This window comes from Segatella oulorum F0390, from assembly GCF_000224615.1.
In the GTDB taxonomy this organism is placed as follows: domain Bacteria; phylum Bacteroidota; class Bacteroidia; order Bacteroidales; family Bacteroidaceae; genus Prevotella; species Prevotella oulorum.
Genome location: NZ_JH114215.1, coordinates 203,194 through 223,977 on the forward strand (window position 1 = coordinate 203,194; position 20,784 = coordinate 223,977).

Here is a 20,784-nt window from a genome sequence, read left to right on the forward strand (position 1 = left end):
GGTAAATTCGTAATAATAAAATAATAGTATATGGAAAGGCGAAAGTGTGATTATTTTCAGACTGGTGAATATATATATATAGCTAATGAATGGATAAATATAAATGTTAGTTATATGTTTAATAATCCATGTTGGCATATTTATACTCAGAATACTAATTTCTTAAATCTTGGTTTTCACAAAGAAGAGGATGATTATTTTGGTTTATATTTACCTTACGGAGACAATTATGATTATTCCGCCTATAGGAAAAGTTGTTTTTGTAATTATAAAGGTTATAAATTCCAGTGTTTAGGACTTACAGATGACAGGATTATAACATTAGATCCATCTATAGAATATCAAACTATGTCGGGAGACCATGCTATGCATGGATATGATCCTCATTTGGATGTAAAAGAAAGTGAATTAGATGACATTTGGGAGGAACGTACTCCAATAGAGGGATTTAAATTTGATGTAGAACCGATTGTTTATCTCAAAAAGGATGGCGTATGGTTGGTAGAGCTTTAAAAATAAATATGAAGGAAATCTTCGTAGTGCGCATGGTATAATAAAACATCAAATAAAGCACAAATGAACAACGGTAATATCCCATTTCGTTCAATAGCAATGTTGCTTTTTACAGTATTGTTATCGTCTTAAGCATCTACATTAGGCGAAGCACGTGCTGCAAAGGGGCATCTGATAAAGAACTTTGTGCAATGGAACATGCTACAAATGAATATTGTCAATACAAACAGCGTATGATTAGTGGTGTAGAACACGATTACCTCGATGCCATCAAGCATTTGTAGAGGCAAAGTAAAAAAAGAAAATAAGTAGAAGTCTTACCGATGTCTCCCCATTCGATATTCCAATGCAGACACGCCTAAATTCTTTTTGACGAACTTGCAGAAGGCGGTGTAGTTCTCGAATTGGAAGAGATCGGAGACAGCTTGCAGAGGTGTATCGGTGTATTTCAGTTCGCTCTTCACACGGTTGACGGCGCGCTCCAACAACACCTCTTGTGCAGGTTTCCCCTCGAAGCGTTTCACGGTGTATGAAAGGTATTTTGGACTGATGAAAAGTTTGTCTGAGAAGTATTTCACATCGCGATGAAGGCCATTATCCTTTGTCAGCAGAATCAAAAAATCTTTATAGATAATCTCTGCCCGATAGTGTTTTCGATTGGACGGCGTGTGTGCTTTGGGTTGTTCTTGTGGCAAGTGAAAATCGTTCAATACATCAAAAAACAACATGGCGAAGAGGTGGTAGCACAGTTCCTTTTGATATTTATCATTGTTGGAAGTGCGGTAGCGCAGTATGCTTAGGAAGTAGTCCATGCGCTGATAAATATAGCGTTGCGTGTTGTTGATGATGGGTTTCTTGGCTAATAGCGCGAATAGATGCCACATATCTTCGCCGCCGATGAGCATCGAAGCAACAGACTCGATGGAATAGCCCACCATGGAGGTAATGGTGTTTTCGGCTATTTCGAGGCGGCTGATGATGGCATAGGGTGGGCAAATGATGCAATCGCCAGTTGCCAAATGAAACGTTTCGTTGTTGAGTGAGAGTTGAACATTGCCCTGTAAGCAAAACAAAATCAGCAGGCAGCCTATGCGTATGTTGCCCGTTAATTCGGGATATTGTTCCGCAGGTGCAACGACAAAGTAATTGTCGTCGGCATAGACGGCCGGTTGATTTAAGAACGCAAAGTAGCTGATGTCGTAGGTTTTGATAACCTTTTCCATGTGTGATATTTGTTAATGGGTCGGATGTAGGACTGCTTTATAGGTGGCATTTTCAGCTGGTTTGTGCTGATGCAAGCGCACTGTTGTTGCTACAAAATGCTTGTTCGACAGGGCAAAAATACGGCTTTTTTCTGAGAAAGCCATGCGGGTTTCGTGGTTTTCGAACGAAGAACCATGCCGGAATGCCCTGTAATATCCTTATGCCAGCTGTTCCCTGTTTGGGTTGACGCGGGCATAAGGTTATGCCAGCTGTTCTCCGTTTGGGTTGACGCGAGCATAAGGTTATGCCAGCACTTCCTCGTTTGGGTTGAGAAAAGCATAAGGTTATGCCAGCTGTTCCTCGTTTGGGTTGACGCGAGCATAAAGTTATGCCAGCTGTTCCCGTTTGGGTTGACACAAGCATAAGATTATGCCAGCTGTTCCCCGTTTGGGTTGACACGAGCATAAGTTTATGCCAGCCGTTCCCCGTTTGGGTGACACGAGCATAAAGTTATGCCAGCTGTTCTCTGTTTGGGTTGGCAAAAGCATAAGGTTATGCCAGCTGTTCCTTAAACAGGTTTGTAAAACCACTTGCGAGTGGGCTAACGGATGGATTTAGGGTAAACAAAAACTGCCCTGCTGACGTAAAAACATCAAGCAGGGCTGCGGTGGATTTGCTTATAAAAGTTTGTATTCGACAAAGGCTTCCATCGCTTCATAGCAAGCTAAGCCCAATTTATCGTAGAGCTCGGCTGTTCCGCGATTGCGATCTTCGGCGCGTTGCCAGAACAAGCGTTCGTCATTGCCCAAGAACGGTGCGCTCTCCATTTGCGACTGGTGCTTGAGGATGGAGTTTCTCTTTGCACGAAGTTCTTCGGGGCTCATCGGCACGCACATTTCAATGTTCTCGATTTCCCATTCAGCCCATGCACCACGATACATCCACACGCGGCAGTCTTTGAGCCATTCGGCCTTTGCATTTTTCTCTAAATCCAAAGCGGCTAAGACGGCATCGGTGCATTTCTTGTGGGTTCCGTGCGGGTCGGCCAAGTCACCGGCTACATAAATCTGATGGGGTTTCACCTCTTGCAAGAACTTTCTTACAATCTGCACATCCTTTTCGGTCATGGGATTCTTTTCGATCTTTCCGCTCTCATAGAAAGGCAGGTCGAGGAAATGTACATGGTCTAAAGGAATGTGGTTGAAGGTGCAGGCCGTGCGTGCTTCGCCTCTTCTGATTAATCCTTTGAGTGTGAGGACGTCCCTCGTGTCTAAATCGCCCTCCTTCTTGTTCTTGAAGAAGTCTTTAATCTCGTTATATTTTTCAGAGATGGCTTTGTCCTTTGAATTGCCGAAGAGTTGGTTGAAGCCATTGATGAAGTGCATGAAGCGTGTTACTTCTTCGTCGCCTACAGCGATGTTGCCGCTGGTTTCATAGGCAATGTGCACGTCGTGTTTTTGACTTACCAAGCGTTGCAGTGTTCCGCCCATGGAGATGACATCATCGTCGGGGTGGGGAGAGAACACAATCACGCGTTTGGGATAGGGCGTTGCACGCTCTGGGCGATAGGTGTCATCGGCATTTGGCTTGCCTCCGGGCCAACCTGTGATGGTGTGTTGCAGGTCGTTGAATATTTTGATATTCGCATTGTAGGCCGAACCATAGAGTGCGAGGAGTTCGCTCAAGCCATTCTCATTGTAGTCCTTATTCGTTAGTTTTAAGATGGGTTTTTGAGTTTTCTCGCAGAGCCAAACCACGGCCGAGCGTACTAATTTGTCATTCCATTGGCAAGATGTGACCAGCCAAGGATGCTTGATGCGGGTGAGTTGTGAAGCAGCCGGCAGGTCGATGACCATTTTAGCGTTGTTATGGGTCTGCAAGAACGATGCAGGAACGCTGTCGCTAATCTTACCTTCGACAATTTCCTTCACCATCTTGGCTTTCTCATCACCCCAAACCGTGATGAAGATTTCTTTAGCTTGGAAGATGGTTCCGATGCCCATTGTGATGCAACAGGGCGGAACTTGTTCGCCGCTGGCAAAACTGTTGGTCATTTCTTCGCGCGAAAGGTTGTCGATGAGAATGAGACGTGAGACAGAGGATAGGCCGGAACCGGGTTCGTTTGCACCGATGTTTCCGCTGCGGCCAATGCCAAAGAGGGCAATGTCTAAGCCGCCAAATGTGCTGATGCGCTGTTCGTAGAGGCGGCAATAGCCTAAGACTGCATCTTGACTGATGGTGCCATCGGGTGAGAATATGTTTTGTGGTTCGATGTCTACGTGATCCAAAAACATCTTTTTGAGCTGAGAAATGCTCGTGCAGTTGCTATTCTTTGTGAGGGGATAATATTCATATCCATTGAAGACAACAACGTTTTTGAAGCTCAAGCCTGCTTTATGTTTTTTCACCAACTCGTCGTAAACGGGACGGAGCGATGTGCCTGTTCCCAAGGCCATGACGCAGAATTTTCCTTCTTTCTCTTTGTCACGGATAGTTGCCTCGATGGCGTTGGCAATGCTTTTGGCACCTTCTTCAATGGAGACGTGAATGTCGGTTGTGATTTTCTCCATGCGTGTAATTTCAGAACGCTCGAGAATGTTCTTGGGGTTGTAGAGCTCTTGTGGAATTTTATTGAGCACAATTTGTGAGCTTAAATTCAATCTTACCATTTCTTATTCGTTTTAATTGATTTGTCTTTTTAATTAAATCTTTTCTATATCCTTGAAGTAGCGATAGGTGCTTACCTTCAATTCGGCAACCGCTTGCTCGTCGGTCACGATGATACTATGTGGGTGGGTCTGCAAGGCGCTGATGGTCCATTGCTGCGTTACAGGGCCTTCGATGGCAGCTTGCAGTGCGCGCGCTTTGCCATAGCCATTGCATAGGATGAGCACCTCTTTGGCTTCCATCACGGTGCCCACACCAACGGTGAGTGCATAGGCCGGCACTTTCTCAGGAACGTTGTCGAAGAAACGTGAGTTTGCAATGCGTGTGTCGGTAGTGAGTGTCTTTACACGTGTGTGCGAAGTGAGCGAAGAGAATGGCTCATTAAATGCAATGTGCCCGTCGGGACCGATACCACCGATGAACAGATTGATGCCACCAACTTCGCGAATGGCACGTTCGTAGGCTTCGCATTCAGCTTGCAGATTGGTTGCATTTCCGTTTAAGATATGAATATTCTCAGCGGGGCAATCAATGTGGTCGAAGAGGTTGCGGCGCATAAAAGCATGATAGCTTTCGGGATGTGTTTCGGGCAACCCCACGTATTCATCCATGTTAAAGGTGATGACATGCTTGAATGATACTTCGCCAGCCTGATAGGCTTTCACGAGTTCGGCATACATTCCTTCGGGTGAAGAGCCTGTTGGTAGACCTAAAACAAAGGGATGTTCTGCAGAAGGTTGATGCTTTTTGATGGCGTCAATCACGTAACGTGCAGCCCATTTAGACAAATTGTCGTAATTTGATTGGATAATTACTCTCATATCGATTTTACTTTTATGATTAATATTCTTTATTTATGATGCGAAAAGCAACGTAATTGCTGTAACAAGCTCACTCTAATTGCTATTCGTTTGCAAAGGAATAAAAAAAACTCGACTAATAGTTTTCCCAATAGAAGTATTTCCTATCCAAACAGAATGGTTTTTGATATATGTCAAATGAAGCAATGGGCGCAGTAGACGTAATGTAAACTCGGTAGACGAGAGGTTTTATTGATCTATTGATGGAGGGACGGCGTTTAGAAAACCTTGTTGGCGAAGCGCTTTGAGCAGTCCTTTGCTGAACGCTTCGTTATCGGTTTTGGTGTAGCGAATGTCGGTATAAATCTGTGCTAAAGTTTCTTTATGGTTGATGGCCACGAAGTTTTGATTGGCGGGCAACGCCTCTTTTTCGGCATAGCAATCGTCAATGCGTTGTGGTGTATAGTCTGCATAATGGCCGTTGTGTACGATTGCACGCAGTGGCAGTCGGTCGGTTTGTTCGGGTGTTTCGGCCGGCCAACCCAACGTGATGGTCGCAATGGGGAAGACTAATGCCGGAAGTTGCAGCGTGTTGATGATGGCTTCAGCCGAATAGAGCGTTGTTCCAAGGAAGCACGTGCCAAGTCCTGCTGCTTCGGCGAGATTGCAAAAGGTTTGAGTGTAGAGCAAAGCATCCGTTGCTCCATTGAGGAACGAAAGGAAATTGTCATAGCCCGGTGTGGCTTTACGCTGTTCGGCCCAGCGCGTTGTACGACGATAATCGGCACAGATGGTCAGCACCACGGGCGCTTGTGTCACCATGGGTTGATTGAAATGTGCGGGTGCTAAGGCCTGTTTCTCGGCAGCGTCGCGCGTGACGACAACACTATAGAGTTGCAAATTACCCATAGTGGGTGTGCGTTCTGCTGTTTCGAGCAACTGATGAAGCAGTTCGTCGCTTACAGATTGTGTGGAATATTGACGGATGGTGCGTCGATTTTGTATATCTTTCATATCTTCTTTATTTTGTTTGCTTTGCACAAAGTTACAGCTTTTTCAATGGCATGCCGTCGACCTTTATACATTTTTTGCTACTTTTGTAGGCTCAAGTATTCATATAATGTGAAAAAGAAATGAAAGATTTTGCAGCCATAGATTTCGAAACAGCCAATTTTGAGCGGTGCAGTGTGTGTGCGGTTGGCGTAGTTGTGGTGCGTGGTGGCGAACTTGTCGATAGTTTTTATTCGCTCATCCAACCCGAACCCAATTATTACACCTATCGCTGTACGGCGGTGCATGGACTTACTTGTTGCGACACCGACGATGCACCTGTGTTTAGCGAAGTGTGGAAGCAGGTGGTGCCCCACATTCAAGGTTTGCCGCTTGTGGCGCATAACAGCTCGTTTGATGAAGGTTGTTTGCGTGCGGTGTTCAAGGTTTATGGCATGGATTATCCCGATTATCAGTTTTACGACACGCTCAGAGCCGCCCGACGAGCCTATCCCAATCTGCCCAATCATCAACTTCACACAGTGGCACGCATCTGTGGTTACGAGCTAAAGAGTCACCACCATGCATTGGCCGATGCAGAAGCCTGTGCGTGGATAGCGCGTGAAATATTATAAGGTGGCGCACAAGCTGATCATATAATAGGGATAAGGTCTGTTATATAGAATAAGGAGAGGCGCATAAAAAAGCAAGTTGCGAAGCGAAGGAGATGTATCCAGCTTTGCAACTTGCTTGTTTGATGTAGTGTGTCGGCGTAACGGATTAACCGTAAATCACCTTACCTTGTTCGTCCTTATAGGCGTCAAGGTCTTTGCTGTATTGGTTCATAGCGCGCAGGCTCATACCCATGTTCGAGAAACCTCCATCGTGGAACAGCGTCTGCATGGTCACCTTACGTGTGAGGTCGCTGAAGAGTGTCACGCAGTAGTCGGCGCAATCGTCGGCCGTAGCGTTGCCTAAGGGCGACATCTTGTCGGCAAAGTCCATCATGTTGTCAATGTCTTTGATGCCTTTACCAGCGGTGGTAGCGGTAGGCGATTGTGAAACGGTGTTGATACGCACGTTCTTTTCGCGGCCATAGATGTAGCCAAAGCTACGAGCGATGCTTTCCAACAAGCTCTTTGCGTCGGCCATGTCGTTGTAACCGAAGAATGTGCGATGCGAAGCTACATAGGTGAGGGCAACCACCGAACCATATTCAGCGATGGCATCGACCTTCTTAGCGGCCTGTAACATCTTGTGGAATGAGATGGCCGAGATGCCGAGCGTCTTGTTCAGCCAGTTATAATCGAGATCATCGTATGTGCGGCGTTTGCGCACGTTGGGACTCATACCAATTGAGTGGAGCACAAAGTCGATTTTTCCACCGAGCAGCTCTTGCGCTTTGACAAACACATTTTCCAATTCGTCGTAGTTGGTAGCATCGGCTGCAATGATGGGTGCATTGATTTTCTTTGCCAAACCATCGAGTTCGCCCATGCGGAGTGCCATTTCCGTGTTGCTCAACACCATGGACGCTCCTTCTTCTGCGCAGCGTTCAGCCACTTTCCATGCAATCGACATGTCGTTGAGTGCACCGAAGATGATGCCGCGCTTTCCTTTCAATAAATTGTATGACATAATTATTATTTAATAATGAATTAGGCTGCGAAGTTACTTCTTTTATGAGAAATAGCCAAGAAAAGGCTGGTTTTATTGCGGAATATGGGATGAGATTAAAGCGTCGTTTTAATCGCCCAATAGCCATTGCGCCGACCATTTTTGCGTTCTATGAGGCCTTGTTTCGCCAATTTCACAGTCATGGTTTTCACCGTCCGCTCCGATTTGCCGATATGTGCTGCAATCTCTTTTTGGGTTGCATGGGGTTTCTCTTTCATAAGGTTGAGCAGCGCCAACTCTTCTAAAGTGCAATTCAAAGTGCAATCATTGCACTTAGGAGCATCTGCCGTTGCACTTTGGGCTTGTACCGAAACATGTAGAAAACGATTTTTTAACTCATGCTGCTCGTTCAAAATCAAATTGCGGAAGAAGGCTTCCAAAAATTGCGTTGTGGCAAAGATGCCTTTGGGTATGTTGTTGTAGTTGGCGCGCACCAGTGCATTGCGAAAGTACCACGAATAATCGGCAAAGGTTTCGTTGCTGATGTCGAAGTCGAACGTGCGCAGATATTTAATGGCGAAGACGGCTGTTGTGCGCGTGTTGCCCTCGCCAAATGGATGAATTTGCCAAAGGTCTGAAATGAATTGTGCGATGTGGCTTACGGCTTCAGCTGTTCCATGCTGTTGATAATCATATTCCTTTTCACGTGCGAAGTCGTAATCCAAAGTCTCGCGAATGCTGTCAGCACCGGCATATAGCATGGTCTCGCCATCGAGTACCCATTCTTTTTTCGTGATATTGTAATCCCTTATCGTGCCTGCATGAGGATAAATGCCTTCGAACAGCCGGCGATGAATAGCAATATATTCTAATGGTTAGAACGTGAAACTTTGTTCGGAAAGCAATTCAGTAATGCGTGCCGAAACTTTATCGGCCTCTTCCGTCCTGTCCTCAACATCCTTCCGCGCGGTCTTCGATTCGTGATAGCGATTGATCAGTTGCTTTACTTCCTCGATGGTGATGTCGCCCTCGATGTGCTGGTGCGCAGTCTCTCGCAGATAGTCGGAAGTTTTTAGCCCATCGACGGCCTGCAGCCCGATAGCCGTTTGCCACGCATAGCCTTTCTCGCGTTTATACGGTTCGCTCTGTCGTATATATTCTTCAAAGTCGGTCATGTTGGTTCATTCCTTGGGCACCAGACCCTCGATGTAGTTGCGCAGAATGGAGATGCCGCGTGTGTTTTCGCCACCTTGCGGAATGATGATGTCGGCAAAGCGCTTGGTGGGTTCGATGAATTGTTCGTGCATGGGTTTGAGCACTTCCAAATAGCGTTCGACGACCATGGAGACGGTGCGGCCGCGATCGATGGTGTCGCGCTGAATGTTGCGGATGAGTCGCTCGTCGGGGTCGCAGTCGACGAAGATTTTAAGGTCCATGAGGTCGCGCAGTTTTTTGTTGAGCAGCGTCATGATGCCTTCGATGATGATGACGGGTTTTGGCTCGACGTGGATAGTTTCGGACAGCCGGTTGCATTGCAGATAGCTGTAGGTGGGTTGCTCGATGGCACGCCCCTCACGCAGGTCGTTGACCTGTTTGTGGAGCAGTTTCCAGTCGAAGGCGTCGGGATGGTCGAAGTTGATGGCGTGGCGTTCTTCGTCGGTCATATGCGACGTGTCGTTGTAGTAGGAGTCGAGCGGTACGACGGCCACATAATGGGGTGGCAAGGCCTCGACAATTTTCTTCACGACGGTGGTTTTGCCGCTGCCGGTTCCGCCAGCGATGCCAATGATGGTGGTTTTGTCTTCAAACATTTTCTTTGCGTTTTATGTTGTTAAGCGATGGCGATGCGGCGAGCGTTAGCGCAGCACATCGTCGAACATTTTCTGATAGAAAGCGGCCTTTTTCTCCACGGCCATGGGATAGGCGCGACTGCTGCTCGGCACGCGATAGAGGCGCATCGTGCGGCCTTCGAAGGTAAACTTGGCGAAGCATCCCATCTTGGGCATTTGCTTGATGCCGAAATGCTGCATAAACACCTGCGTGGCCAATTGTCCGGCGGCCAGCACGCCTTTGCACTGGGGCAGTTGGCGCAGCAGCCCGTCGATGTCGGCTTGCTCCACGATTTCGAGGTCCTTGTCGGAGGCGTTGTTCTTTGTGCGACGAATGCGCAGCCCCGTGTCGAAGATGGCCACGCCCGTTTCGGCGAGAAAGGCTTTGAGTGCCTCGAGGCGGAACGTCTTGTGCTCTTGGTCGACGAAATGTAGCTTGTCGCCGAAGAACACGTGGCCGAAGATTCGCCACATGTCATTTTGAAAGTTGGGATAATACCACGCCATGCACCAACGTTTGGGTGCCGGCGGAAACGTGCCGAGCATCAGCAGCCGCGCATTTTTGGGCAGCCACGGCTCGAAGGGGTGCGTCTCGATGGGTTGTGGTGTGGGCGTTTCCATGGGCTGCATCATTGTAGCGTTTTGACGAGGTAGACACACACGGGCAGGTGGTCGGAATAGCCGTCGAGCCACACGCCGCCGGCCGTGGTGCGCTTGGGCGAACCTTTATATTTGCCCTCGGTTTCGAAGAGATAGGGCATGCGTTGGATGCGCGCCTTCCAGAATTTCAGCGTCGAGAAGTCCTTTGTGCCTGGCGCATTGAGCAGGTTGGGCGAGAGGATAATCTGGTCGAACAGGTTCCATGCGCCGCGATATTGCAGCGTGCCCGTGCCCTGCTTGACGAGTATGTTATACCATGGGTTGTACATGTCTTGCGGTCCCACCTGCGCCTCCTCAGCCTTGGCCGAGAGGCATTGGCGCATGCTGTTGTCAGTGGGGTCGTCGTTCATGTCGCCCATCACCATCACCTTCATGGCGGGGTTGAGCGCCAGGAGCGAGTCTTTCACGGCGCGCACCTGCGTGGCACCCCATTCGCGATAGCTCGGACCGCTGAATCGGCTTGGCAAGTGGCACACGATGAAGGCCACAGGCTCGCCGGCCAGTTCGCCCGTCACGGTGAAGAAGCCGCGGGTGTAGAAGGCGCTGTCTTTGGCCTCGCGCATCACATAGGGCACCAGGCGCTCGGTTTGTTTTGTGAACAATTGCGGATTATAGAGCAGGGCGCAGTCGATGCCGCGGCGGTCGGGTCCCTCGATGTGGGCAAAGGCATAGCCACGCTCGGCCAGGGGCTGTTGCTGCACAAGGTCTTCCAGTACGCGGCGATTCTCCACCTCGCTCAAGCCAATGACGGCGCATCCCACATGCGGCAGCACGTCGGTGCCCATGTCGGCCAGTGCGCGTGCCATGTTGCGCAGTTTGTGGCCATATTTCAGCCCATCCCATTTGTAGGAGCCGCTGGGCAGAAAGTCGTAATCTTTTTTGCCGGCATCGTGGCAGGTGTCAAACAAATTTTCTTGGTTGTAGAAGCCCACAGCATAGACGCGCGCCTTTTGTTGCGCTGTGGCAACCACGGCGATGCACCATGCGAAGAGCAGAAAAAGCGATTTCTTCATTGTTGTTATCTCGATTGATGTTTTATTGTTCGAAACGAAACGTGCGCCAAGCCCTGCCGGCGCAAGTGCTTACAAAATTACGCAAATAATTTAAATAAGGTGGAGTTGCGGCAGAGAAAAATAAGATTTATCGTTGTTCCGGAGAGTCATTTCAACGAGAAATATGTTTGAAAGATGATTTTTCATATTTTGTTTTTCTCGTTTTATCCGTTCACAGGCCTACGGGTGCGCCCGTTCCGCGCCGCTGTTCCCCGCGAAAAGTAAATAATAAATGGCTTTTCTTTGCGTTTCCCACCATATTGCGTACCTTTGCAGGGCTAAACATTAGCGACTATCGTAGCAATGAGTAATCCTGATTTTACATTATTAAATCAAATTCAATTCCCCGCCGACTTGCGGAAACTGCGCATCGATCAGCTGCCACAAGTGTGCGACGAACTGCGCCAAGACATTATAGAAAAGGTGTCGAAAAACCCCGGCCACTTTGCCTCGTCATTGGGTGTGGTGGAGCTCACGGTGGCGCTGCACTATGTGTTTGACACGCCCAACGACCGCATCGTGTGGGATGTGGGTCATCAGGCCTACGGACATAAGATTTTGACGGGACGGCGCGCACAGTTTCACACCAACCGCAAGCTGCACGGTATTCGTCCCTTCCCCACACCGATGGAAAGCGAATACGACACGTTTGCCTGCGGACATGCCAGCAACGCCGTCTCGGCTGCACTCGGCATGGCGGTGGCAGCCAACGGAACGGGGCGCCATGTGGTGGCCGTTACGGGCGATGGTGCCATGAGCGGCGGACTCACCTTCGAGGGGCTCAACAATGCTTCGAGCACGCCCAACGATTTACTCATCGTGCTCAACGACAACGATATGTCGATTGATCGTGCCGTGGGTGGCATGGAGAAATATCTGCTGCAATTAGACACCACCGAAACCTACAACCGTTTGCGCTTCAAAGCCAGCAGTTGGCTGCGAAGCAAAGGTTATCTCAACGACAGCCGGCGCAAAGGGCTCATCCGCTTTAACAACGCACTGAAGAGTGCACTGAGCCATCAGCAAAACGTGTTCGAAGGCATGAACATCCGCTATTTCGGTCCGTTCGATGGCCACAACGTCGTTGAAATTGTGCGTGTGCTGCAACAGCTCAAAGACATGAAAGGGCCGAAGCTGCTTCATCTGCACACCATCAAAGGCAAAGGCTACAAACCTGCCGAACAGCAGGCTACCGTGTGGCACGCACCCGGAAAATTCAATGCCGACACGGGTGAGCGCATTGTGCAAGACAACGCCAATCAGCCTGCCAAATTCCAAGATGTGTTTGGCCACACGCTGTTAGAACTCGCGCAAAGCAATCCGCGTATCGTGGGTGTCACGCCGGCCATGCCCACAGGCTGCTCGATGACCATCATGCAAAAGGAAATGCCGCAACGTGTTTTCGACGTGGGCATTGCCGAAGGGCACGCCGTCACTTTCTCGGGCGGCATGGCCAAAGACGGGCTGCAACCCTTCTGCAACATCTACAGCGCCTTTGCTCAACGCGCCTACGACAACATAATCCACGACCTGGCGCTGCTGCGTCTGCCTGTGGTGCTCTGCTTTGATCGAGCCGGATTGGTGGGCGAAGACGGTCCCACGCACCACGGCGCCTTCGACATGGCTGCACTGCGCCCCATCCCTCATCTCACCATCGCCAGTCCCATGGACGAGCATGAGCTACGCCGGCTCATGTACACCGCGCAACTGCCCGAAAAAGGCACTTTTGTGATCCGCTATCCGCGCGGCCACGGTGTGTTGCCCGATTGGCATTGTCCGCTCACCGAAATCAACGTGGGCACCGGCCGCTGTCTGCGTCAAGGCGATCGCGTGGCCATCGTGAGCATCGGTCCCATCGGCAACAACGCCACGAAAGCTATCGCACAATCTGGGCTGAACGTGGGGCATTATGACCTGCGTTTCTTGAAACCCTTAGACGATGCGCTGCTGCACGACATCTGCCAACACTACGAACGTCTCATCACGCTCGAAGACGGTTGCATGCAAGGCGGTATGGGCAGCGCCGTGCTGGAATGGATGAACGACCACGGTTACGCGCTGCCCGTGACACGTATGGGCATCCCCGACGAATTTATTGAACATGGCACCGTTGACGAACTGCAACACATCTGTCACATGGATGTCGACAGCATCGTTGCCGCCATAAACCAAGCATACAAATGAGAATTATCATTGCCGGCGCCTACACCATTGGCACCTATTTAGCCAAATTGCTCTCGCGCAACAACCAAGACATTGTGCTCATGGATGAAAGCAGCGAGAACTTAGAAAAATTTGGCTCAGACTTCGACCTGATGATGATGCAGGCACCTTGCACCCGCCTGCAAGCGCTCAAAGAGGCGGGTGCCGAAGATGCCGACCTCTTTGTCGCCGTCACGCCCGACCAAAACAAAAACATCGTGAGCTGCACCTTGGCTAAATCGCTCGGAACAAAGAAAACCGTGGCCAAGGTTGACAACTACGAATACACCACCGACACACTCGTGCAAACGTTCGACAAATTGGGCATCGACTCCATCATCTATCCCGAAATGTTGGCCGCCACCGACATCATCAACGGATTGAAGATGAGCTGGGTGCGCCAACGCTGGGACGTGCACGACGGCGCTTTGGTGATGTTGGGCATCAAGCTGCGCGAGACGTGCGAGGTGCTCAACCAACCGCTCAAGGACATCAGCGGTCCCGACGACCCCTATCATGTGGTGGCCATCAAACGCAACGGCGACACCATCATCCCCGGCGGTAACGACGAACTGAAGCTCTACGACATGGTTTACATCATGACCACGCGGCAATATATTCCCTACGTGCGCAAAATCGTGGGTAAGGAACATTATGTCGATGTGAAAAACGTGATGATCATGGGCGGAGGACGCACCGCCGTGCGCGCTGTGAAAACCATGCCCGACTATTTGGATATTAAGATTATCGAAGCCAGCGAAGATCGTTGCACCAAGCTCAACGAGATGCTCGACGACGACCGCGCCCTCATCATTCACGGCGACGGACGCGACTTGGCACTGCTGCAAGAAGAAGGCATCCGCAACACGCAAGCCTTTGTGGCCGTCACGGGAAATGCCGAAACCAACATCTTGGCTTGCCTCACCGCCAAACGCATGGGCGTAAGGAAAACCGTGGCGATGGTGGAGAACATGGATTATGTGAACATGGCCGAGAGTTTAGACATCGGCACCATCATCAACAAGAAAGCCATCGCTGCCAGCCACATCTATCAAATGATGCTCGATGCCAACGTGCACAACGTGCGCTTTTTGATGAATGCCGACGCCGACGTGGCTGAATTCATCCCGCAAGAAGGCGCCAAAATCACGCAAAAAGCGGTGAAAGACCTCAAGCTGCCGGCCGGCGTCACCATTGGCGGATTGGTGAGGAATGGCGAAGGCATCCTCGTTTCGGGCAACACCACCATTCAAGCCGGCGACTCGGTGATGGTGTTCTGCCACAACATTTATCTGAAGAAAATTGAGAATCTGTTCAACAAATGATTCATCGCGACACCATTTTTAAAATCCTCGGCTCGCTGCTGTTCATCGAAGTAGCCATCATGCTGGCCTGCTTCGCCATGGCCATTGGTTTTGGCGAAGACGACGAAATGCCGTTTGCCATCAGCATTGTGCTCACGCTGCTCACGGGTATCGTGCTGCGCTATCTCGGGCGCCATTCCGACAACACCATGAGCCGTCGCGACGCCTACCTCGTGGTGTCGCTTTCGTGGGTCATCTTCAGTCTTTTTGGCACGCTACCGTTTGTTATCAGCGGCTACATTCCGAGTTTCACCGACGCCTATTTCGAAACCATGTCGGGGTTCACCACCACAGGCGCCACCATCTTGGACAATGTCGACGCGCTGCCCCACGGCCTGCTCTTTTGGCGCAGCATGACGCAATGGATTGGCGGTTTGGGCATCGTGTTCTTCACTACCGCCATCCTGCCGTCGTTTGTGGGTGGCTCGGTGAAGGTGTTTGCAGCCGAAGCAACAGGCCCCATCAGCTCGAAGCTCCATCCGCGACTGAGCACCAGCGCCAAGTGGATTTGGACCGTCTACTTCTTGCTCACCCTCGCTTGCGTACTGTCGTTCATGGCCTTTGGCATGGGCTGGTTTGACAGCCTCAACTATGCCATGGGCAGCACGGCCACGGGCGGATTTTCCACCCACAACAACAGCGCCGAGTTCTTTCGCTCGCCCGCCATCGAATATGTCGCCACACTGTTTTGTTTCCTCTCGGGTGCGAATTTCACGCTGCTCTATACCACCGCCCTGCGCCGCAGCCTGAAACCAATGTGGAAGAACGCCGAGTTTAAATTCTACCTTTTCGTGGTGCTGACCTTCACGCTTTTCATCATGGTTGAGCTGATGCTTTACAACGGCTACGACGTGGAGAAAGCTTTTCGTTGCGGCATATTCCAAGTCGTGTCGTTCATCACCACCACCGGCCTGTTCAACGACGACGCCGCCAAGTGGCCCCACGTCACCTGGGTGGTGCTGGCCACTTGCATGTTTCTCGGCGCCTGTTCGGGCAGCACGAGCGGCGGTTTTAAGAGCATTCGCAGCCTGATGATTATAAAAATCATTCGCAACGAGTTCAAACAAATTCTCCACCCCAACGCCGTGTTGCCGATGCACATCGACGGCGCGAGCATTTCGCAGCAAAAGCGCATCACGCTGCTGGCGTTCCTGGCCGTCTACCTGATGTTGTGCCTCGTCGCGTCGTTCATCATCATCGAGGCCGGCGTCGACAACACCAACGCCATCACCATTGTGCTGAGTTCCATCGGCAACGTAGGCCCCACGCTCGGCATTGAGATTGGCCCCACGATGAGCTGGTCGATGTTGCCGGCGGGCATCAAATGGCTCTGCTCGGCGCTGATGCTCATCGGCCGTTTGGAGATTTTCACGATTTTGGTGATTTTCACGCCCGCTTTTTGGAAAGACAGTTAAGGCAGATGAGGCCGAATCTTATCCCGAATGCGCGTAAAAATCACCTTTCATTTCGCTGCCATGTAAAATTTCCTATTCCATTTTGCATCTTATATCATTAAAAAGTATTACCTTTGCCGCCGAATTAAACAGAAAGTGTTTGTAATGCAGACGAAAAATAATTTTTCAAGCAGTGTAAGTTTTAACATCTTTTATTTGGCAGAACCAAATAAAAGTGTAACACACACACACACACACATTCTAACAACGGTCTAAGTCTCTGTACTAAGGCGATAGCGGTGCGCCCGGCGCGGGCGTCGGTTCGCCGTTTCAAGCATCTGCAAGGAGCTTTCAAAGCTCTTTGCAGATGCTTTTTCGTGTGTGTAACTGAACCTGTGAAGCAAGAAATCAATAGTAGTAAATATAATCATTTAAACAGAACAAAAATGAAGAAAAAATTGTATGAAGCGCCTGCATGCACGGTCATCCACCTTGCGACCGAGCACTATTTGTTGGGCGAAAGTGCGCCCAAGGCACGACCGGGCGGTGACCAAGGTGGTAGCGTCACGATAGAAAACCCCACCGAAGATGACGAAGACACCAACCTCTCGGGTGCTAAACGCTGGGGCGGTGGATGGGAAGAAGAGGACTAAACCTTTGTCCCACCAAAGTAGATAACAATTTAAAAAGGTAATCAATGACAAGAAAATATTTCTATAACAATAGACTGCGGCACGTCCTTCCATTCGTTGCCGCAAGTTTTACGGTCGGCCTTGCACTGTTTGCTTGTTCCGACAAAGATATTGATTCGAATGAGAACAACGGTAAGGCGCTCGTCGCTTTTAATGTTTCGGAAAAGCAAGACGAGGCGCAGGCTGCGGCCAAAGCCAACCAGTCTGTGACGCGCACAGCCTTTGCCAACCAGTTGGCATTGCAAGACCTTGCACCCGAAGACCTCACGATGCAGAAACTGCCCGTGCAAGGCAAAGCAGCAAGTAGTGACATCTGCTTGATTGAAACCACTGTTGCCGGTGTGCCCTCACAATGGGAAGACGGCGCGCCGACCCGTGCGAACATCACAACCCTGCCCAACATGGGTAACTTCTCAACCACGGCCTTCTATGGCTCGTCGGACACAAGCCTCGAGCCTTGGTTTTATGATAAGGACACCAAGAAGGATGGTAACCTTGTTACTCCCATCTATTGGGATTGGTTTAAGAACCACGGTTGCTTCTATGCGGTTTATCCGAAGCCCTATAGCAAGCTGCAACTCTCGCCGGCAAGCCATACAGGCACGCCCTACGTCAACTTTGAAGTAGAGCCCGATGTAAAGAATCAAAAAGATTTGATGACAGCCTGCTCGGGCAACGTGCATTTAGATGTGATGGGAACAGCTCCTCGCACCGATCTCACTTTCCGCCATGCGCTCACGGCGGTGCGTTTCAAGGTGGGACAAAACCTTTCTTACAGCAAGCACATCACCAAGGTGGAGATTGTTAATGCGCTAAGCAAAGGCAAATATGTGCTGCCTACCGATAAAAACCACACCGGCGCATGGGATGCTTCCACACTCTCTGCGCCTGCAACGTTTACACTCGGTGGTGATGGAACCGTGAGCGTAAGCACCTCGGAAGCGGTAAACAATGTTATCATGGGGCACAATCAAGACAACTATGTGTTCTATATGATTCCACAAACGCTTACGGGCGTGCAGGTGAAAGTTTATTTCGACAATGCCCCAACTCCCGCCATCACAGCCAATCTCACCGGCACGTGGAAGCCCGGCACAACAAAGACCTACGCGCTGTCGCAGAACACCTCGAGCTGGCTGTATGAACTGACTGCCACGCCGCCTACCCCAGCAGAATACAATGCCAATGCAACGGATAACTATAAGATAGAAAGCTATCGCGAAGACCCAGTGAGTCACACCAAACAGGCTGTGCCTTGGAAAGTGGTGGGCTATGATGCCGACAACGACGGTACGTTCTCCATGACCGAGAAGCCGACATGGATTACGGGATTGACAAAGGAAAACGGTGAAGGTTGCACCATTCCTTCGGGTGAAATCGGTCAGGCTACCTTGAAGCCCGACATTGATGACCTGGTCGCCAAGCGCAACAACGCCCTGAAATCAGCCACGGCATTAGGCTCTGCCGGCAGTCCCTACGACCTCTCCACTAAGGGCGGAAGCGTAGCCCGCAGCACCGCCAACTGTTATGTCATCTCCGCTCCGGGACACTATGAGATTCCGCTGGTATATGGTAATGCCATCAAGAACGGAACAAACAATCCCAGTTCCTATCAGACCTCTAACAGCGGTGCTTACATCCTCCAGCATTTCAAGGATCACGCCGATCAGGACATCACCGACCCTTGGATTGAAAAAACCAACAGTGGAGCCAACAATGGGGTGAACGATGCCAAGGTGGTTTGGGCAGATGAAGCCGGATTGGTGCAGTTTGGCGCAACCAAGATAGTGCGCGATGCCGGCAATAATGCCTTCGTGCAGTTCGAAGTGCCTGCCGACAAAATCAAGAACGGCAACGCCATCATTGCTGTGACAAAAGGTGGCACGGTTGTATGGTCATGGCATCTGTGGTTCGCTCCGCAGGACGTGCTGGGCACTGTCGCTTGCACGAACTTTCAAGGCCATGAATACAAGTTCACACAGGAGACGCTTGGCTGGAAATACACCGTTTGGAATACTACTACCTATTCTGCTCCCCGCAGTGTCAAGGTGAAGGTGGAGCAGACCGCCGCCAACGGCGGCGTGAAACAGTCTGCCTACATCACCATTACGCAGAATCCGGGTAACACGACGCGCGAAGGCTATAGCACGTTCTATCAGTTTGGTCGTAAGGATGCCCTGCCCGGTATAGATGCCATTGCACAGGGCAGTTATTCTTTCGATAACACCACTGGTGGCCATTCCATAGGTTATGCCATCCGGCATCCTGAGAATATGTTTAGGTGTGCCTATACTGGAACTTACTATTATGACTGGTGTAACGCCACTTATAATAACCTCTGGTCGATGGGCAATACTGTAACTGGCTACAACGACAACGCTGTCGTCAAGACCATCTACGACCCATGTCCTGCCGGTTTCAAAATGCCGGCCTCAAACGCCTTCACCGGCTTCACGACCACTGGCAACAATACCTTCGTGCAATCAGAATTCAATATAAACGGTAGATGGAACTACGGTTACAACTTCAACAACAAAATCAGCAGTCCTGATGCCATCGTATATTTTCCCGCGTCGGGCTGGCTCAACTGCGATAACGGTTGGCTGAACTACGCGAGCCGCAGCGGCTTGTATTGGTCGGCCGTCCCGATCGGCCCGAACAACGCTTGCAGCCTAGCCTTAGAACTGTCGGTCGTGCTCCCGCAGTACGACGAACATCGGGCGTACGGGTACTCTGTCCACCCCGTAGCCGACAATTAAACGAGGGATGAGCTGTAATAGGAATATGTATAGTCGCAAACTTGACGCATTTGGCACTATGCAAACGATGTATAGTCGCAAATTTGATGCGTTTGGCACTATGCAAGCGATGTATAGTCGCAAACTTGATGCGTTTGGCGCACTGCAAGCGATGTATAGTCGTAAACTTGACGCGTTTGGCACTATGCAAGCGATGTATAGTCGCAAACTTGATGCGTTTGGCACTATGCAAGCGATGTATAGTCGCAAACTTGATGCGTTTGGCACTATGCAAACGGAGTATAGTCGCAAACTTGATGCGTTTGGCGCACTGCAAGCGATGTATAGTCGCAAACTTGACGCGTTTGGCACTATAAAAAAAATACTCCCGCGCTGTTGCGGGAGCCTTTATCACTAAAACATTTAACAAATGAAGAACAATGACAATCTACCCCGCTACGTGCGGGTGAACGCTGGCATCACGGTGCATACCAGCGCGATGCATGGCGAATTGCATCAACAACTTTACAACTTGGTTGCGGCGCAGGACAAGCAGAAACTGCATCTCACCGACGAGCTGCTCAAGGCCTGGAACGACCTGATTGCGCAGGAAGTGGAGCTGAACAATGCCCAGCAGGATACCGAGCTGACGGCCAAGATGCAGCAGTTGGACGACGACCGCGACGCGCTCCTTTCGCAGCTCTTCTCGACCATCCGCAACAACCGCCGCTCGCCCGTGAAGGCGCTGCGCGAACCGGCCGAACGATTGATGAAGTTGGTCGACTCCTACAAAGGCATTCAACGGGAGGTGCTGCAGGCCGAGAGTCTGCATGTGAACGGTCTGTTGATGGATTTGGCGAAACAATCGGCCGACACCGCCGCGCTAGGGCTGACGGCGGTCATCGCGATGCTGAAAACCACCAACGATGAGTTTGAGCAGTTGGAGCTGAAACGCATCGATGGCACCGATAAACCGGGGCTTTCGTCGACGAGTGCATTGCGTCCGCTGACCGACGAGGCATTCTACGAGGTGCGCGGCAATGTCGAGGCGGCTTCTGCTACG

17 protein-coding genes and 1 pseudogene are annotated in these 20,784 nt (G+C 50.3%); 9 read left to right on the forward strand and 9 right to left on the reverse strand.

The genetic code is table 11. The annotated features are described in order from the left end of the window. The first annotated feature begins 30 nt into the window (after nucleotides 1-30). Complete coding sequence (locus tag HMPREF9431_RS00845) at nucleotides 31-513, forward strand: hypothetical protein (RefSeq protein WP_004379148.1); 483 nt, start codon at nucleotides 31-33, stop codon at nucleotides 511-513. Nucleotides 514-830: 317 nt separating this feature from the next. On the opposite strand, the gene HMPREF9431_RS00850 is transcribed toward HMPREF9431_RS00845, so the two are convergent. The 4 genes from HMPREF9431_RS00850 to HMPREF9431_RS00865 all read right to left on the reverse strand — a co-directional run bounded on the left by HMPREF9431_RS00850 (nucleotide 831) and on the right by HMPREF9431_RS00865 (nucleotide 6,197). Continuing rightward, nucleotides 831-1,736: a helix-turn-helix domain-containing protein gene (locus HMPREF9431_RS00850; protein ID WP_004379149.1), complete on the reverse strand. Its 906-nt coding sequence runs from the start codon at nucleotides 1,734-1,736 to the stop codon at nucleotides 831-833. Nucleotides 1,737-2,393: 657 nt separating this feature from the next. Further along, nucleotides 2,394-4,385 (reverse strand): glucosamine-6-phosphate deaminase, encoded by a 1,992-nt coding sequence (locus tag HMPREF9431_RS00855; protein WP_004379150.1) that lies wholly within the window; start codon nucleotides 4,383-4,385, stop codon nucleotides 2,394-2,396. Nucleotides 4,386-4,418: 33 nt separating this feature from the next. Beyond that, nucleotides 4,419-5,204: a glucosamine-6-phosphate deaminase gene (gene nagB, locus HMPREF9431_RS00860; protein ID WP_004379151.1), complete on the reverse strand. Its 786-nt coding sequence runs from the start codon at nucleotides 5,202-5,204 to the stop codon at nucleotides 4,419-4,421. Between the two features lie 228 nt (nucleotides 5,205-5,432). Continuing rightward, nucleotides 5,433-6,197, reverse strand: a complete 765-nt coding sequence (locus HMPREF9431_RS00865; RefSeq protein ID WP_004379152.1) for a nitroreductase family protein — start codon at nucleotides 6,195-6,197, stop codon at nucleotides 5,433-5,435. A gap of 119 nt (nucleotides 6,198-6,316) precedes the next feature. On the opposite strand from HMPREF9431_RS00865, the gene HMPREF9431_RS00870 reads away from it, so the two are divergent. Beyond that, the gene (locus tag HMPREF9431_RS00870; RefSeq protein WP_004379153.1) at nucleotides 6,317-6,808 is read left to right on the forward strand and encodes an exonuclease domain-containing protein; all 492 of its coding nucleotides are present in this window, start codon (nucleotides 6,317-6,319) and stop codon (nucleotides 6,806-6,808) included. A gap of 145 nt (nucleotides 6,809-6,953) precedes the next feature. Here the strand turns inward: HMPREF9431_RS00870 and HMPREF9431_RS00875 are convergent, their stop codons facing one another. The 5 genes and pseudogenes from HMPREF9431_RS00875 to HMPREF9431_RS00895 form a co-directional block, all read right to left on the reverse strand. After that, nucleotides 6,954-7,811 carry an enoyl-ACP reductase FabI gene (locus HMPREF9431_RS00875; RefSeq protein ID WP_004379154.1) on the reverse strand — a complete coding sequence of 286 codons (858 nt, stop codon included), beginning with the start codon at nucleotides 7,809-7,811 and terminating at the stop codon, nucleotides 6,954-6,956. A 95-nt stretch (nucleotides 7,812-7,906) separates the two neighbouring features. Continuing rightward, a pseudogene (locus HMPREF9431_RS00880) lies at nucleotides 7,907-8,965 on the reverse strand (Fic family protein). A gap of 6 nt (nucleotides 8,966-8,971) precedes the next feature. After that, the gene (gene udk / locus HMPREF9431_RS00885; RefSeq protein WP_004379157.1) at nucleotides 8,972-9,601 is read right to left on the reverse strand and encodes a uridine kinase; all 630 of its coding nucleotides are present in this window, start codon (nucleotides 9,599-9,601) and stop codon (nucleotides 8,972-8,974) included. A gap of 45 nt (nucleotides 9,602-9,646) precedes the next feature. Then, nucleotides 9,647-10,252: a uracil-DNA glycosylase family protein gene (locus tag HMPREF9431_RS00890; RefSeq protein WP_004379158.1), complete on the reverse strand. Its 606-nt coding sequence runs from the start codon at nucleotides 10,250-10,252 to the stop codon at nucleotides 9,647-9,649. Then, nucleotides 10,249-11,292 (reverse strand): endonuclease/exonuclease/phosphatase family protein, encoded by a 1,044-nt coding sequence (locus HMPREF9431_RS00895; protein WP_004379159.1) that lies wholly within the window; start codon nucleotides 11,290-11,292, stop codon nucleotides 10,249-10,251. The genes HMPREF9431_RS00890 and HMPREF9431_RS00895 overlap by 4 nt, the downstream gene beginning before the upstream one ends. Before the next feature lie 342 nt (nucleotides 11,293-11,634). On the opposite strand from HMPREF9431_RS00895, the gene dxs reads away from it, so the two are divergent. From dxs to HMPREF9431_RS00930, 7 genes are all read left to right on the forward strand, one after another. After that, a complete protein-coding gene (dxs, locus tag HMPREF9431_RS00900; protein WP_004379160.1) occupies nucleotides 11,635-13,515 on the forward strand; it encodes a 1-deoxy-D-xylulose-5-phosphate synthase in 1,881 nt (626 codons plus the stop codon). Further along, nucleotides 13,512-14,858, forward strand: a complete 1,347-nt coding sequence (gene trkA, locus HMPREF9431_RS00905; RefSeq protein WP_004379161.1) for a Trk system potassium transporter TrkA — start codon at nucleotides 13,512-13,514, stop codon at nucleotides 14,856-14,858. Before dxs ends, trkA begins: the two co-directional genes overlap by 4 nt. Then, the gene (locus tag HMPREF9431_RS00910) at nucleotides 14,855-16,312 is read left to right on the forward strand and encodes a TrkH family potassium uptake protein (RefSeq protein WP_004379162.1); all 1,458 of its coding nucleotides are present in this window, start codon (nucleotides 14,855-14,857) and stop codon (nucleotides 16,310-16,312) included. The genes trkA and HMPREF9431_RS00910 overlap by 4 nt, the downstream gene beginning before the upstream one ends. Nucleotides 16,313-16,737: 425 nt before the next feature. After that, the gene (locus HMPREF9431_RS00915) at nucleotides 16,738-16,944 is read left to right on the forward strand and encodes a hypothetical protein (RefSeq protein ID WP_004379163.1); all 207 of its coding nucleotides are present in this window, start codon (nucleotides 16,738-16,740) and stop codon (nucleotides 16,942-16,944) included. A 44-nt stretch (nucleotides 16,945-16,988) separates the two neighbouring features. Next, nucleotides 16,989-19,742: a fimbrillin family protein gene (locus tag HMPREF9431_RS00920; RefSeq protein ID WP_004379164.1), complete on the forward strand. Its 2,754-nt coding sequence runs from the start codon at nucleotides 16,989-16,991 to the stop codon at nucleotides 19,740-19,742. Between the two features lie 25 nt (nucleotides 19,743-19,767). Then, a complete protein-coding gene (locus HMPREF9431_RS00925) occupies nucleotides 19,768-20,139 on the forward strand; it encodes a hypothetical protein (protein ID WP_004379165.1) in 372 nt (123 codons plus the stop codon). Nucleotides 20,140-20,151: 12 nt separating this feature from the next. Beyond that, the coding region (locus HMPREF9431_RS00930; RefSeq protein ID WP_004379166.1) for a DUF6261 family protein at nucleotides 20,152-20,784 on the forward strand (633 nt) is incomplete at its 3' end.